Annotated in this window: 10 protein-coding genes; 6 read left to right on the top strand and 4 right to left on the bottom strand. The window is 62.6% G+C overall.

Annotation, left to right across the window (positions count from 1 at the left end; all coding sequences use genetic code 11):
* Nucleotides 1-6: 6 nt before the first annotated feature.
* Together CQ020_RS17545 and valS are read right to left on the bottom strand one after the other, a co-directional pair.
* Nucleotides 7-882, bottom strand: a complete 876-nt coding sequence (locus CQ020_RS17545; protein WP_181151933.1) for an Fpg/Nei family DNA glycosylase — start codon at nucleotides 880-882, stop codon at nucleotides 7-9.
* A gap of 367 nt (nucleotides 883-1,249) precedes the next feature.
* The gene (gene valS / locus CQ020_RS17540; protein ID WP_105693017.1) at nucleotides 1,250-3,871 is read right to left on the bottom strand and encodes a valine--tRNA ligase; all 2,622 of its coding nucleotides are present in this window, start codon (nucleotides 3,869-3,871) and stop codon (nucleotides 1,250-1,252) included.
* Nucleotides 3,872-3,943: 72 nt separating this feature from the next.
* On the opposite strand from valS, the gene CQ020_RS17535 reads away from it, so the two are divergent.
* Nucleotides 3,944-4,723 (top strand): SDR family oxidoreductase, encoded by a 780-nt coding sequence (locus tag CQ020_RS17535; RefSeq protein ID WP_105693016.1) that lies wholly within the window; start codon nucleotides 3,944-3,946, stop codon nucleotides 4,721-4,723.
* Nucleotides 4,724-4,822: 99 nt separating this feature from the next.
* Here CQ020_RS17535 and CQ020_RS17530 read toward each other — a convergent pair whose 3' ends face one another.
* Complete coding sequence (locus CQ020_RS17530; protein ID WP_105693015.1) at nucleotides 4,823-5,866, bottom strand: endonuclease/exonuclease/phosphatase family protein; 1,044 nt, start codon at nucleotides 5,864-5,866, stop codon at nucleotides 4,823-4,825.
* Nucleotides 5,867-6,193: 327 nt separating this feature from the next.
* Here CQ020_RS17530 and ileS point away from each other — a divergent pair, with 327 nt between their 5' ends.
* From ileS to ndk, 4 genes are read left to right on the top strand one after another with little or no spacing between them, the layout of a single operon-like run.
* A complete protein-coding gene (gene ileS, locus CQ020_RS17525) occupies nucleotides 6,194-9,490 on the top strand; it encodes an isoleucine--tRNA ligase (protein WP_105693014.1) in 3,297 nt (1,098 codons plus the stop codon).
* 3 nt (nucleotides 9,491-9,493) lie between these two features.
* The gene (locus CQ020_RS17520; RefSeq protein WP_024816910.1) at nucleotides 9,494-10,855 is read left to right on the top strand and encodes a folylpolyglutamate synthase/dihydrofolate synthase family protein; all 1,362 of its coding nucleotides are present in this window, start codon (nucleotides 9,494-9,496) and stop codon (nucleotides 10,853-10,855) included.
* 1 nt (nucleotide 10,856) lies between these two features.
* Nucleotides 10,857-11,309 (top strand): DUF4233 domain-containing protein, encoded by a 453-nt coding sequence (locus tag CQ020_RS17515; RefSeq protein WP_105693013.1) that lies wholly within the window; start codon nucleotides 10,857-10,859, stop codon nucleotides 11,307-11,309.
* A 56-nt stretch (nucleotides 11,310-11,365) separates the two neighbouring features.
* Entirely contained in the window at nucleotides 11,366-11,785 is a 420-nt protein-coding gene (gene ndk, locus CQ020_RS17510; RefSeq protein WP_062069281.1) for a nucleoside-diphosphate kinase, read from the top strand.
* 79 nt (nucleotides 11,786-11,864) lie between these two features.
* On the opposite strand, the gene CQ020_RS17505 is transcribed toward ndk, so the two are convergent.
* Nucleotides 11,865-12,533, bottom strand: a complete 669-nt coding sequence (locus CQ020_RS17505) for a vitamin K epoxide reductase family protein (protein ID WP_105693012.1) — start codon at nucleotides 12,531-12,533, stop codon at nucleotides 11,865-11,867.
* A 471-nt stretch (nucleotides 12,534-13,004) separates the two neighbouring features.
* Between CQ020_RS17505 and CQ020_RS17500 the strand changes: the two genes are divergently transcribed.
* Entirely contained in the window at nucleotides 13,005-16,211 is a 3,207-nt protein-coding gene (locus CQ020_RS17500) for an Rne/Rng family ribonuclease (RefSeq protein WP_181151932.1), read from the top strand.
* The last annotated feature ends 18 nt before the right edge of the window (nucleotides 16,212-16,229 follow it).

Raw genomic sequence — 16,229 nt, 5'->3', positions numbered from 1 at the left:
TAACTTCTATTTCAGGAACCGCGAGGTACGTCTGTCTGCGAGGATCTTCCCGTGGGTCTGGCACGTGGCGCAATACTGAAGTGAGGTGTCCGCAAAGGACACCTCACGCACGGTATCCCCACACACCGGGCAGGGCTGACCGGTCCTGGCATGTACCCGGAAGTTGCTGCGCTTGGTGTCTTTAAGTTCGCTTGATGGTTTGCCGGCTGCTGCGCTGACGGCACCCACCAGGACCTCCTGCATGGCTTCATAGAGCCGGTTCACCGTTGCCTGGTCGAGGGTTTTTGCGGTGGCAAAGGGCGAAATCCTGGCGGCGTGGAGAATCTCGTCGCTGTAGGCGTTGCCGATTCCAGCAATCACGCTCTGGCTGCGCAGGAGGCCTTTGATCTGCTGCGAGCTTGATCCCACAATGCCTGCCAGCGCAGCAACGTCAAAATCGGGGCTGAGGGGTTCCGGTCCCAGCGTGGCTATCCCTGGAACATCCTGAGGATCCTTCACCACATAGATGGCGAGGCTCTTCTTGGTTCCTGCTTCGGTCAGGTCCACGCCAATGTGGGCGTCGTCGGCAGGCCGGTGGAGCAGGAGTCGCGCCGAGATGTTGCTTTTGCCCATGCGCAATCCGGCAGAGGACGGGTGTTCGGTGTACCTGACCCAGCCGGCCTTTGCCAAGTGAAACACAAAGAACAGGCCGTCTGCGTCGAGGCAAACGAACTTACCGATGCGCTGTGCACCAAGGATCGTCCGGCCTTCAAGAGCCGTATAGGGAGGATCCGCCGTCTTGAGCGCAGAAAAGGAGTTGATGCGGACCTCGGTCAGCACGGCTCCATGGAGTTGGGTGTCCAAGTACATGCACAGGCCGTGCACTTCGGGGAGTTCCGGCATGATCAATACTCTGCCACAGCTGGCTGATCAACGGCAGGAAAACTACAGGTTTGTAGTTCTTCCAAAGGCCTTGTGCATCATCCTCAACGGGACAACAATGGTTCTTACCCACTTCGAAAGAAGAGGGACACGGAAACCAAAGATTCAGTGATTGCAACCAACGCAGCCTTCGGCAAAGTTGGAAGTAACCTACCAGTGATGAGGTAGGAAGACCTGAAATTCCAAGGATTCCGCCAGACTGTCAAGACATCACCAGACAGCCGAAAAGTCGAAGCCCCACCAACGGCAAAACGCTGATGGGGCTTCCCCTTTGCCCAAAATCGGATTGTCCCAAAATCGGGCGGCCCATGATCATGGGCCTATCTTGCTAGGACGCAGGCGTTTCCTCGGCGGGAGCCAGAACGACGTCGCTGACAGTCAATTCACCCTCGCCGGATTGGAGCGTGATTTCCTGCGCGTTCGCGGCGGCCTTCAAGTCACCCAGGCCGGCCTTCAACTGGGCTACCAGTACCTCGGATGCAGTGATGGCTGCCGAGAGAACCGCGGTCCGCTGCTTGACCTTGGCCTCGGACTTGGCCTTGCGGATACCGCTGAGTGCTACACCCACTGTGCCGAGCATGGTGGTATCGCCATCGGTGATCTCCAGGGCCGCCGGCCAGTCTGCACGGTGAACTGATCCTGAACGCCACCAGCCCCAGACCTCTTCGGTTGCGAAAGGCAGGAACGGTGCGAAGAGGCGGAGCAGCGAGTCCAGCGTTGTCGCCAACGCGGCCAGGACGGATGCCTGCTCGGTGTCGCCCGCGGCACCGTAGGCACGGTCCTTGATGAGCTCCACGTAGTCGTCCGTGAACTGCCAGAAGAACGACTCGGTGATCTGGAGTGCACGGGCGTAGTCGTAGTTCTCGAAAGCCTTGGTGGACTGGGCAACGACGTCGGACAGTTGCGCGAGCAGCGCACGGTCCAACGGGTTGGTCAACACTGAGAGGTCGCCGGACACTACCGAGTTCTCAGTTGCGCCGAGGTTCAAGACGAACTTTGAGGCGTTGAGCAGCTTGATGGCGAGGCGGCGGCCGATCTTCATCTGGGCGATCTCGTAGGCCGTGTCAGCACCGAGCTTGGCTGAAGCTGCCCAGTAGCGGACGGCATCAGAACCGTACTCATTGAGCACCTCGGTGGGCACTACAACGTTGCCCTTGGATTTGGACATCTTCTTGCGGTCCGGGTCAAGGATCCAGCCGGAGATGGCCGCGTGCTTCCACGGGGCGCTCTTCTGCAGGGCATCCGCGCGAACGGCCGAGGAGAACAGCCAGGTGCGGATGATGTCGTGACCCTGCGGACGGAGGTCGAAGGGGTAGACCTTGGAGAACAGGTCCTCGTCACGGCTCCAGCCACCCACAATCTGCGGGGTCAGGGAGGACGTTGCCCACGTATCCAGAACGTCGGCGTCACCAGTGAAGCCGTTGGCCTGATCGCGCTGCGACTCCTCAAAACCGGGAGCAGCGTCCGCGGCAGGGTCTACCGGCAGCATCTCGTCCGACGGAATAATCGGGTTGTCGTAGTCCGGGTTGCCTTGGGCGTCCAACGGATACCAGACGGGAATGGGCACACCGAAGAAGCGCTGGCGGGATACGAGCCAGTCACCGTTCAGGCCTGCGATCCAGTTCTCGTAGCGGGAACGCATGAACGCCGGGTGGAAGGTGATTTCCTGGCCCCGGCCGATGAGGCGTTCGCGGCGTTCCTCGTCGCGGCCACCGTTGCGGATGTACCACTGACGGGACGTGACAACCTCAAGGGGCTTGTCGCCCTTCTCGAAGAAGTTCACCGGGTGGGTGATCTTCTTTGGTTCGCCGTCCAGAAGGTCGGCTGCTTTGAGAAGTTCAACCACGGCTTCCTTGGCGGAGAAGGCAGTCTTGCCGGCGATCGCGGCGTAGGCTTCCTTGCCGGCCTCGGTAGTGATCCACTCGGGGGCGTCGGCAATGATGCGGCCGTCGCGGCCCATGATGGCGCGGGTAGGCAGCTGGAGTTCGCGCCACCAGGTGACGTCGGTCAGGTCGCCGAACGTACAGACCATGGCGATGCCCGAGCCCTTGTCCGCCTTGGCGAGCGGGTGGGCCTTGACCTCGAGCTCGACGTCGAACAGCGGGGACGTGACGGTCTTGCCGAACAGCGGCTGGTACCGCTCGTCGTCGGGGTTTGCCACCAAAGCCGCGCACGCCGCGAGAAGTTCCGGCCTCGTGGTTTCGATGAAGATCTTTTCGCCGTCTTCGGTGAAGAACGGGTAGCGGTAGTAAGCGCCTGCAACTTCGCGGTCCTCAAGCTCGGCCTGTGCCACCGCGGTGCGGAACGTCACATCCCACAGTGTGGGGGCCTCGGCCATGTAGGCGTCACCGGCGGACAGGTTGGCAAGGAAGGCACGCTGGGATACGGCGCGGGAGGTGTCGTCAATGGTGCGGTATGTCAGATCCCAGTCGACCGACAGGCCGAGGGTCTGGAAGAGGTTCTCGAAGACTTTCTCGTCCTCAACGGCGAGTTCCTCGCACAGTTCGATGAAGTTCTGGCGCGATACGACGTCGAAGTCGCGCTGGTTCTTGGCCGGCTGTGCCGGGGGTGTGTAGTCAGCCTTGTACGGGATGGCGGGATCGCAACGGACGCCATAGTAGTTCTGGACGCGGCGCTCGGTGGGCAAGCCGTTGTCGTCCCAACCCATGGGGTAGAAGACGTTCTTGCCGGTCATGCGCATGTAGCGGGCCTGGACGTCAGTCTGGGTGAAGGAGAACATGTGGCCCACGTGGAGCGAGCCGGATGCCGTGGGCGGGGGAGTGTCGATCGAGTAGACCTGCTCCCGTGTGGTGTCCGGGTTGAACTTGTAGGTTCCTTCTTCCAGCCAGCGCTGCGTCAAGGCAGCCTCGAGGCCTTCAAGGGCCGGCTTGTCGGGAACGTTGATGGGGGCGGTGGCGGGCGTGTCTGTACCCTGCGTTGATTCAGCCATGGACCAATTGTTTCATGGCCTGGCGTTACAGCCCGCCGCAGCAGAACCCCGCACGGCCGATAGTGTGGTGCCATGACTTTGGCAGCACACACTACACCTGCAGTACAGAACAAGACGGCCGTTGTAACCGGGGCCAGCACCGGAATCGGCGAGGCTACCGTCAAGGCTTTGGTCTCCACCGGATGGAAAGTCTTCGCCGTAGCGCGCAGGGCTGACAGGCTGGGGGCCCTGGGCGCCGAAACCGGCGCAGTGCCGTTCCCCGCAGACATCACCAACGACGACGACGTAGCGGCCTTGCTCGCGGCCGTCACCAAAGCCGGAGGTGCTGACACCCTCATCAACATCGCCGGTGGTGCCCGCGGTGCGGACACCATCGCAAACGCGGACACGGAAGACTGGGACTGGATGTACCAGGTGAACGTCCTGGGCACCATGAAGATCACCCGTGCCTTCCTGCCCATGCTCCGGGAGAATGGCGAAGGAACTGTCCTGAACCTGACTTCGACGGCCGGACTGTCTGCCTACGAGGGAGGCGCTGGCTACAACGCAGCAAAGTTTGCCCAGCACGCCATGACCAATGCCCTGCGCCTGGAAGAGGTGGGCAACAACGTCCGGGTCATCGAAGTGGCTCCGGGCCTGGTTTATACAGAGGAATTCGCCCTGAACCGCTTGGGCGACAAAGATGCAGCCGCCAAAGTCTATGCAGGTGTTGAGAAGCCCCTGACCGCCGGGGATGTGGCAGACGTGGTCAAGTACGCCGTGTCACTGCCGCACCACGTGAACCTCGACCAGATTGTGGTCCGCCCAGTGGCGCAGGCTGCCAATCACAAGCTGGTCCGCAAAGAAGGCTAAAGCCGTTGCCCCGCCGCTAAAGCCGTTGCCCCGCCGCTAAACCGTTGCCGGCCAGCCACGGTTTAGCGGCTTGCCGACGCGTTATCCGGCGGGAACGACTTATCCGGCGGAAATGACCAGCCGGGCCATGATGGCCGCATGATCGCTGCCGGGAATCTGATGGACCGAGTAGTCGCTGCTGCTGATCCGGGGAGACGTCACCATGTGATCGATGACGATCCCGGGCAGCGGCGGACCCTCCATCGGCCACGTGGGGGAGAACCGCCCGCCGGAGGCCGTCCCCACATCCACCAGCTTCCTGCCGTCTTGACCTGCCAGGGCAGTATCCAGCAACGCCCTGAATTCGGAGTGATCGTACGTGGCGTTGTAGTCACCCATCAGCAACTGACTTCCTGGGCGGGATGCCTGGCGGGCCACTTTGTCCAAGTCGCTGCGCCACTGACCGATCCGCTCATCAACGGGCGGAAGGGCGTGGACATTGGTGAGGTTCAAGGTGGCCGTTGTACCAGCCCCCGCATCCGTGATGAGTACCCGCGTGACGTCCATGCGGAAAGGGGTGTCAGGCAGAAGTCCCACGGCCTCCAGCGGGAACACCGAATACACGGCCCCACCAGACGCGTCGTCACTGGGTTCACTGAGCCGGTTCGGCAACAGTTGATCCAAGCCCTCGGACTGCAGGCGGTCCTCAAGTCCCTGTGTATGTTCCTGAAGAGCCAGCAGTTGAATGCCGTTCTCACGGACAAGCCGCACGATGCTGGCGGCGTCCGCTTCCCCGTATTCAGAGTTCAGGCTCATCACTTCCACGGGGACGGATGCAGTCCCTGCAGGAAGGTCTTGCTCCTTTCCGGCGTCCAGCGGAAACAGCCAGAACAGCTGGACTGCCAGCAGGGCCGCCGTCGTGATGACCACCCAGAGGCGGCGTCCTGCCAAGGCCAGGATCACGGCGACGAGAGCGGGCACCACCATCCAAGGTGTGAAGGACAGCAGTTGCACCACGATGAGGGGCCATTCCACAGGGATTGCCCGGAACATTGATACCCCCGCCACCGGCAGCACCATCAGCAGAGCCAGCACGGACCATGCCACGGAAGGCCGGCGTCGAGCCGGTCTGGTTGCTGGAAGGGCGGGGGATGGGTGCGTCATGGCTTCGAGTCTATTCACCGCCATGGCTGCTGGGCTCCCACCAGGGGATGAACGTCCGGGTAGAGCAGGCGTCCCACTGCCGCTAGACTTGAAGGACCAGCTTTGACCCGGCCATCACCGGTGAGCTTCCGGAAGAACGGCACCAACCATCAGCAAGGTGGCAGGTGCCCAGTAGAACCGGACGGGTAAGCCCGTCACAGCAGTAACGAGAGGCCGGGATCCCGTATTCCGGTAAGTGAGGTGGTACCGCGGTACCTGCGCAGCCGACAGGCAGCACAGAAGCCGTCCTCGCATCCTGACAGTCAACCAGCTATCACAGGATATGAGATGACCCACTACCCCAAGGCCTCAGCGTCTTCGTCCGGCACGCACGGCGTGTCCGCTTCCGTGAAGTTCCCGGAAATCGAAGAGCGCATCCTCAAATACTGGGATGAAGACGGCACCTTCCAAGCCAGCATCGACCAACGCGATGCGGGCACGGACGGCAGCAACGAGTTCGTCTTCTACGATGGCCCTCCCTTCGCCAACGGCCTCCCGCACTACGGCCACCTGCTGACCGGCTACGCCAAGGACCTGGTAGGCCGCTACCAGACCCAGCGCGGCAAGCGAGTGGAGCGCCGCTTCGGCTGGGACACGCACGGACTGCCGGCAGAGCTCGAAGCCATGAAGCAGCTGGGCATGACGGACAAGACGCAGATCGAAGCCATGGGCATCGATAAGTTCAATGACGCCTGCCGTGCCTCCGTCATGAAGTACGCCAACGAGTGGAAGGCCTACGTCACCCGCCAGGCCCGCTGGGTTGACTTCGAGAACGACTACAAGACCCTCAACGTCGAGTACATGGAGTCCGTACTCTGGGCCTTCAAGCAACTTCACGAGAAGGGCCTCACCTACAACGGCTACCGTGTCCTTCCGTACTGCTGGAAGGACGAGACGCCGCTGTCCAACCACGAACTCCGCATGGACGACGACGTCTACAAGAACCGCCAGGACCAGACCGTCACGGTCACGTTCCCCATCAAGGCCGGAGACACCGCACTCTCCACGTCGCTGGAAGGCGTGCAGGCGCTCGCCTGGACCACCACGCCCTGGACGCTACCCACCAACCTGGCGCTCGCCGTCGGGCCTGACATCTCCTATGCCGTCCTGCCCGCAGGACCCAACGGCGTGAAGGCGGCATCCGCTGAGGCTCCGGTGACGGGCAGCTTCATGCTGGCCGCTGACCTGCTGGGGTCCTATGCCAAGGACCTGGGGTACGACGACGCCGCTGCCGCTACTGCCGCTGTTGTGTCCACTCACACGGGTGCCGAGCTGGCGGGCTTGGAGTACGAACCGCTGTGGAATGACTTTGCCGATGCCGAGAAGTACGGCACGGAAAACGCCTGGCGATTCCTGGTGGCCGATTACGTCACCACCACTGACGGCACCGGCATCGTTCACCAGGCTCCGGCCTACGGTGAGGATGACCAGAAGGTCTGTGAAGACGCCGGCATCCCCGTGGTCCTCTCCGTGGATGAGGGCGCCAAGTTCCTGCCCCTGTTTGCAAACGGTGAACTGGCATCCATCGTGGGCCTGCAGGTCTTCGACGCCAACAAGCCCATCACCCAGGTGCTCCGCGCCGATGGCCGCTTGGTCCGCCAGGCCAGCTACGAGCACAGCTACCCGCACTGCTGGCGCTGCCGGAACCCTCTGATCTACCGCGCGGTATCGTCCTGGTACGTGGAGGTCACCAAGTTCAAGGACCGCATGTCCGAGCTGAACCAGGAGATCAACTGGATCCCTGGCAACGTCAAGGACGGCCAGTTCGGCAAGTGGCTGGACAACGCCCGCGACTGGTCTATCAGCCGTAACCGCTACTGGGGTTCGCCCATCCCGGTGTGGCAGTCTGACGATCCCGAGTACCCTCGCACGGACGTCTATGGTTCCTTGGCCGAGATGGAGTCCGACTTCGGCCGCCTGCCCGTCAACAATGAAGGACAGGTGGACCTGCACCGCCCGTTCATCGACGAGCTGACGCGGCCCAACCCGGACGACCCCACGGGGAAATCCACCATGCGCCGCGTGGAGGACGTGCTGGACGTGTGGTTCGACTCCGGATCCATGCCTTACGGCCAGGTCCACTACCCATTCCAGAACCAGGACTGGTTCGACACCCACAACCCCGCGGACTTCATCGTGGAGTACATCGGCCAGACCCGTGGCTGGTTCTACATGCTCCACATCCTGTCCACCGCACTGTTCGACCGGCCGGCGTTCCGCAATGTCATCAGCCACGGCATCGTGCTGGGCTCCGATGGACAGAAGATGTCCAAGAGCCTGCGCAACTACCCGGACGTGTCCGAGGTCCTGGACCGCGACGGTTCCGATGCCATGCGCTGGTTCCTCATGTCCAGCCCCATCCTGCGCGGTGGCAACCTGGTGGTCACCGAACAGGGCATCCGCGACGGCGTTCGTCAGGTCATCCTGCCGCTGTGGAACGTGTACAGCTTCTTCACTTTGTACACGAACGCTGCCAACGGTGGCTCCGGCTACGAGGCCAAGCTGCGCTATGACGGTTACGCCGACACGCTGGATCAGTACCTCCTGGCCAATACCGGGGACCTGGTCCGCAACGTCACTACCAGCCTGGACACGTACGACATCTCCGGTGCCTGCGATGAACTGCGCAGCTACTTGGACATGCTCACCAACTGGTACGTCCGCCGCAGCCGACAGCGCTTCTTCGACGAGAATGTTGACGCCTTCGACGCCCTTTACACGGCTCTTGAGACGGTGTGCCGTGTCTCTGCTTCCTTGCTCCCGCTGGTGTCAGAAGAGATCTGGCGCGGTCTGACGGGTGGCCGTTCGGTGCACTTGGCGGACTGGCCGGACGCTTCGCTGTTCCCCTCCAACCCTGAACTGGTTGAGGCGATGGACCGGGTCCAGCAGATCTGTTCAACCGGTTCCAGCTTGCGCAAGGCAGCGAACCTGCGTGTTCGCCTGCCGTTGCAGGAACTGACCGTGGTGGCACCCGGTGCAGATGTGCTGGAAGGCTTTGCCGCCGTCGTCGCTGATGAGCTGAACCTGCGTTCGGTCCGTTTGCTCGACGCCGCTACTGCTTCGCCGGAGGAGTTCGGCATCGAGCAGAAGCTCGTGGTGAATGCCCGTGCCGCTGGCCCGCGCCTGGGCAAGAACGTTCAGCAAGCCATCAAGGGCTCAAAGTCCGGTGACTGGTCCGTCAGCGATGCCGGCGTCGTGGTGGCCGGTGGCCTGGAACTGGAGCCCCAGGAATACACGCTGGAGACGGTGGTGGCAGAAGCTGCCGACGGCGGTGCTGCCGCCAAGAAGGCAGTTGCCGTGCTTCCCGGCGGAGGCTTTGTGGTCCTCAACACCGAGGTCACTCCGGAACTGGCTGCAGAAGGCTTGGCCCGTGATATGGTGCGCGCCATCCAGCAAGCACGCAAGGACGCCGGCCTGAACGTCAGCGACCGCATCCGTACCTCGGTGGAGGCCGCACAGGACGTCGTCGACGCCTTGGAAGCCAACGCTGAGCTCGTCAAGACCGAAACGCTGACGTTGGAACTTGAGGTCACAGTGGCTGACGTCGACGAACCGAAGGTCACCGTCACGAAGGCAGGAGCCTGAATCATGGCTGACGAATTCTCTGTGGAAAGTGTCTACGCGGAACTCCTGGGGCGTGCTCCGGAGAACAAGATGGAACCGCGCCTTGCTCCGTTGTTCCGTGCCATGGATGTACTGGGGGAGCCCAATAAGGCTTATCCGATCATCCACATCACGGGTACCAACGGAAAGACGTCCACTGCCCGCATGATCGAGGCCGGGCTGCGCGCCCACGGGCTCAGCACCGGCCGGTACACCAGCCCGCACCTGTCCAAGGTCACCGAGCGCATCAGCATTGACGGCGAGCCGGTTCCCGACGCGACGTTCGTACGTATTTGGGACGAGATCCGCCCCTACCTGGAAATCGTGGATAGTGAGCTGGTTGCCGAAGACCAACCGCGCCTGACCTACTTTGAATGCCTGACCATCCTGGGCTTCGCGGTGTTCGCGGACCAGCCCGTTGATGTTGCAGTCATGGAAGTTGGCTTGGGCGGCATTACCGATGCCACGAATGTCGGCGACGGCCAAGTCTCTGTCATCACGCCGATTTCGCTGGACCACACGGATCTTCTGGGAGACACCACCGAGGACATCGCCCATGAGAAGGCCGGCATCATCAAGCCGGGCGGCTTCCTGGTGAGCGCTGCCCAGCCGGTGGACGCAGCGCAGGTCCTGTTGGAGAAGGCCCGCGAAGTGGACGTGCCGTTCCGTTTCGAGGGAGTTGAATTCGGCGTGGAGTCCCGCAGTGTTGCCGTTGGTGGTCAGGTCCTGACCATCCAGGGGCTCGCCGGACGCTACGAAGACCTGCTGCTGCCACTGCATGGTGCCCACCAAGCTGAAAACGCAGCTGTCGCCGTCGCGGCCCTGGAAGCATTCTTCGGCGGGGGAGAGAAGGAACTCGACGCTGAGGTGCTGAAGGAAGCCTTCGGCACCGTGACCTCGCCCGGCCGGCTGGAAGTTGTGCGCACCGCACCCACCGTGGTGGTGGATGCTGCCCACAATCCTGACGGGATCCGCGTCTCGGCGGAAGCGATCCAGGAGGCTTTCAGCTTCAGCAAACTCGTGGTGGTGGTCGGTGTCCTGCGCGAGAAAGATGCCGAGGAAATCCTGAAGACACTCAAGGAGTCGCTGGGCGGCCTCGCCGGGGAATTCTGCTTCACTCAATCCAACTCGGCGCGGGCAGTTCCCGCAGCGGAACTGGCTGAACTCGCCGTCGACCTCGGCTTTGGCGAGGACAACGTCCACATCGCGGAGAAGCTTGATGACGCCCTTGAATGGGCCGTGGAGCGCGCGGAATCCAACGACGACCTCGCAGGAGGCGTCCTGGTGACCGGCTCCATCACGGTGGTGGCCGAGGCCCGTATCCTGCTCGGAAAGGCGAGTGCCTAGTATGGCGAAAATGACCAAGGCGCAGCGCGAATGGCGGCCCGGCATGCCCAAGAAGCGCCGGTCCACGAAGGTGATGTTCGCATCCACCGTGCTTTTGCTCGAAGCGTTCGTCGCCTTCTTCGGCACGCTGGCCGTCTTCGGCTTGAGGCGCGGGGAAGTTGATCCCGGCATCATCCTGGGGGTCGGTATCGCGCTGACGGTGGTACTGGTTCTGGTCTGTGCCGTGCTGTCCAAGCCGTGGGGCATCGCCCTTGGCTGGGGGCTGCAACTGGTGCTGATCCTGACGGGCTTCGCCGAGCCCACCATGTTCATCGTCGGGATTCTGTTTGCCATTTGCTGGTGGTACGGGATCAGGGCGGGCATGAGGATTGACCGCGAGGTGGCACAGCGGGACCGCGAGCAGGCTGAATGGAACGCGGCCCACGCTGACGAAGCTGGCACTCAAAACCCGTAAACTGGCTGGGAAAACCACCGAACGTAAGTCACTGAACACATCACATTGGAGCATCTGTGAGCATTGAACGGACCCTTGTCCTGGTCAAGCCTGACGGCGTCGCCCGCAACCTGGGCGGAACCATCCTCGCCCGGATCGAAGCCAAGGGCTACACCCTGGCGGAGCTGAAGAAGGTCAACGCGACCCGCGAACTGCTGGAGCAGCACTACGAGGAACACGTGGGCAAGCCGTTCTACGAGCCGTTGGTGGAGTTTATGCTCAGCGGACCGGTCATTGCTGCGGTCTTCGAAGGCCACCGCGTGATCGAAGGCTTCCGCTCGCTGGCCGGAACCACGGATCCCACGACGGCGGCTCCGGGCACCATCCGCGGCGACTTCGGCCGCGACTGGGGTTTGGCAGTTCAGCAGAACCTTGTTCACGGCTCTGACTCGGTTGACTCCGCGGAACGTGAAATCAAGATCTGGTTCGAGGGCTAAACAGCCCCATCGAGATGACAGTTAAGGCCAATGTTCACCACGAACATTGGCCTTAACTGTTATCTAATGAGCCGTGGTTTTACGCTGACGACGCTACGAACAGGTGGATGAAGGAGAAGAAGATCGTGGCGATCACGGCTACATACAGCAGGGCGACGATGATCCAGCCATACCCGGACAACACCTTGACCACTGCGGGTGGCGCCTTGATGACCCCGGTGGTGACGTTGCGGATAGTCACCCAGACGAACAGCGGGATCATGGCGGCCCACACCACCATGCAGAATGGGCACAGCACGTGAATGACGTAAAGGGCCTGCGACCAAAGCCACACTACAAAGGCAAAGCCAAGGGTTACGCCGGCTTGGAGACCCAGCCAGTAACCCCGTGAATACTTCGCCCCCGCCAGGATGCCCATGGCCGTAGTGATGATCACAGCGAAGGCAACGATGCCAATGAACATGTTGGGGAACCCGAATACCGAGCTTTGCGGCGTCTGCATCACGGCACCGCAGGAGACAAAGGGATTCACATCGCACACGGTCACATGGTTGGGGTCCTTGAGGACCTCAAGTTTTTCCAGTACCAGGGCGCCGGACGCCAACCAGCCGATGACTCCGGTGATCAGCAGCAGTATGGCGAAAGGCTTGTCACGGACCGTCGCGGGGAGGGAATCCTGATGGACGGACAAGTCCTCCACCTGGCGTGTGGCTTGATTGGCCAGGTTTTCCCTGGCGGTGCTTGGCATCGCGGATGTGATCCTTTTCGACGAATATCCCGGCAAGCCGGGAAGGGCTCTTGGGAGGATTCTAACTCCGAAGACTGGGCGTCGGCCCCAGCTTGAGGGCGGAGCTCCGCGACACAGCGGCCTTCGCCGGGAATGTGCGGGGGTGTGAGAGAATGAACATGGCCGGAAGTCGATCCACATTCGACATCCGGTCCGGTGACTTTGTTCCCAAGACCGCCAGTATGAGCTGGGCATGCCCGGATCGTGTGATCCTCGGTAGGCCCGCCATGTCAATGGACGGCACCTGGTTGTGGCAGCAGAACAACGGGTTTCAGAATAAAGCCATCGGCCTTCCAGGGCTGCCGCACCCCAATGCTGGTGCGAACCGGAAGGAATACTGCCGACTTCTGTCAACGCCTGCGGGTTTTGACAATATTTGCTCCACTGGGCGCCGGATGTGGCGGTGTCGCTGGGGCAGGAGTGTTGCCACATATGGATAATGACCAGGTTGTAGCCGTTAATGACGAGGCAGCTCCCGCGGAAACTGCGGAAGCGCCCAAGAAAGCCACCAGGACCCGACGCAAGGCTGCGCCCAAGGTAGTTGCTGACGTTGAGGCACCAGCTGCCGAGGCGTCCACCCCGGATGTCGCCGCCGAGGCCACCAAGGCGCCGGTGCGCCGCACCCGCTCCCGCAAGAAGGCAGAACCTGCAGAGCCTTTGCCCGGTTTGGGTGAGGAAGCCGCCGCGGAAACCAAGCCCGAATCAGCTGCTGAGCCTGCCCCCGAAAAGCCGGTCCGACGTCGGCGTACTGCCAAGCCGAAAGCTGAAGCTGTAGAGGCACCCGCTGCCGCCGCAGTAATTGAGGAAGCCACGACGCCGGAAAAGGCCGCCCAGCCGGAGGCCCCTGCCGCTGAGGTAGCTGCCGAAGAGCCTGCGTCCGAGGCACCCGCGTCCGAAGAGGCACATGCCGAAGACGCAGCCCCGGCAGCATCCACCTCCCTGTTCATGGAACCTGTGTCCATCACCTCCATGATCTTCCAGGCCCCGGACCTCACCACCGTTCCCCGCGTTGCCACGGTGGAAGAGAAGGCCGAAGAGCCCGAAGAAGAAGCCGAAGCCGCTGCTGAGGGCGAGCTCGAAGACGCCAGCAGCCGTCGTCGCCGCAGGAGCCGCGGCCGCCGCGGTCGCCGCGGAACCGAACGCGATGAGAATGAGACAGAAGACGGCACCGAGTCGGAGGACGAGGAAGCGCCGGCAGCTGAGGCTCTTGAAGAAGGAGTGACGTCGCGTCGTCGCCGTCGCCGTCGTCGTGGAGATCAGGATCTTGAACTGACCGGAGGCTCGGATGACGATCCGCCCAACACGGTCACCCGCGTCCGCGCACCCCGGCCTATCACCGAGGCAGCTCCGTCCAACCGCGTGACGGCAGTCAAGGGCTCCACCAGGTTGGAGGCCAAGAAGCAGCGGCGCCGCGAGTCCCGGGAAACCGGACGACGCCGCCAGGTCATTACCGAGGCCGAGTTCCTTGCCCGCCGCGAGTCGGTGGACCGCCAAATGATCGTCCGCCAGCGCGACGACAGAATCCAGATCGGTGTCTTGGAAGACGGCGTGCTCGCTGAGCACTTCGTGTCCAAGACCCAGCAGGACTCCCTGATCGGCAACGTGTACCTGGGCAAAGTCCAGAACGTGCTGCCTTCCATGGAAGCTGCTTTCGTGGACATCGGACGCGGCCGCAACGCCGTCCTGTATGCCGGTGAAGTCAACTGGGATGCGGTCAACCTTGAAGGCCAGCCGCGCCGGATCGAGAACGCCCTGAAGTCCGGAGACTCCGTCCTGGTTCAGGTCACCAAAGACCCCGTGGGTCACAAGGGTGCCCGCCTCACCAGCCAAATCTCCCTGCCGGGCCGCTACTTGGTCTATGTTCCCGGTGGTTCCATGACCGGAATCTCCCGCAAGCTGCCCGACGTCGAACGCAACCGCCTCAAGCGGATCCTGAAGGACCGCTTGCCGGAAAACGCCGGTGTCATTGTCCGCACAGCCGCTGAGGGTGCGTCCGAGGAAGAACTGACGCACGACATCAACCGTCTGCGCGCACAATGGGAAGGCATCGAAGGGCAGGCCTCGTCCACCAAGGTCCTGGCTCCTGAACTCCTGTACGGAGAGCCCGATCTCACCATCAAGGTGGTTCGCGATGTCTTCAACGAGGACTTCTCCAAGCTGATCGTCTCCGGTGACGACGCCTGGGACACCATCGAGGCCTACGTGACCTACGTGGCCCCTGATCTGGTGGGACGCCTCGAAAAGTGGACCAAGGACCAGGACATCTTTGCTGCGTGGCGCATCGACGAGCAAATCCACAAGGCCTTGGAGCGAAAGGTCTTCCTGCCGTCCGGTGGTTCGTTGGTCATCGACCGCACCGAGGCCATGACCGTGGTGGACGTCAACACCGGCAAGTTCACCGGCAGTGGTGGAAACCTTGAGGAAACGGTCACCAAGAACAACCTCGAAGCGGCCGAAGAAGTGGTTCGCCAGCTTCGCCTGCGCGACATCGGCGGCATCATCGTCATCGACTTCATCGACATGGTCCTGGAATCCAACCGTGACCTCGTCCTGCGACGCATGGTTGAGTGCCTTGGCCGCGACCGCACCAAGCACCAGGTGGCCGAAGTGACGTCCCTGGGCTTGGTCCAGATGACACGCAAGCGCATGGGCACGGGACTTCTTGAGGTCTTCGGCGAGCAGTGCGAGCACTGTGCTGGCCGAGGCGTCGTCACGCACGACGAACCCGTTGAGCACCGCCGCGCCAATGTGGTAGCTGCTGAACATCACCGTCCGCACACGGAGGTACAGCAGCCCGCTGCGCGGACCGAGCGCAAGCGCCGCCGCGGAAAGGGTGGGGGACAGGCCATTGCCGAGACCCCCGAGCAGGTTCATACGACCCCCTCGGCCCCGGTTGCCCCCGCTGCCCCGGCTGAACCTCAGGACCCTGCCAGGCAAGCCAAGGCCGAGGCCACCAGGGCTGCCCTGGCGACCATCGCAGCTGCAGCACACGCTGCACACCTGCACGACGACGAAGTTCACCGCGCGGAAGAGCAGGCACGGGCTGCCGGGCAGCACGAGACAGCCAGCGCGGTATCCGGAACCGCAGTCACCGGCGAAGCAGCAGCGACTGCCCATGATGCGGCTGTCCAAGAGGCAAGGTCCACTCCGGTCCTGCGTTTCGGCGGGGAAGAAGTCGCTTTGCCGTTCGTGGAGCACCACGAGGAACCGCAGGCGGCTAAGCCGGCCATGAGTCTTGATCTCCTGGCAGAAGCGTTCTCCCACCTTGGCGCTGCTCCGGCACCTGAGGAAGAAGCCGTATCGGCTGTTGTGCCTAAGACTGCCGGTACTCAGGAAGGTACCGGCGCCCAGCAAGCTGCGGGATCTTCGCAGGCCAGCGCCCCAGCACGGGCTGCAGAGGAAGATCCCGAAGCCGCTTCGGCTCCGCGGGGTCGTCGAGGCCGTCGGAACCGGAGTGCCAGCAGGGCCCAGGGTGCGGCCAATGAAACCAGCGTGGAGCACCATGAAGTAGCGGCGTCGGCCACCCGAGGCTCGGCCCATGAGGCCAAGGCGCCCGTTGAGCCGGCAAAGCCAGTAAAGAAGGCAGCGGCGGACGAGCCCATCATTCTTGGCGTCGGAGTCCCGGCGTCGGAGCTCTAATAAAGGACAAGCCGCTCT

The organism is Arthrobacter sp. MYb23 (genome assembly GCF_002979775.1).
Lineage (GTDB): Bacteria > Actinomycetota > Actinomycetes > Actinomycetales > Micrococcaceae > Arthrobacter.
This window is presented reverse-complemented; position numbering and strand designations above follow the sequence as displayed.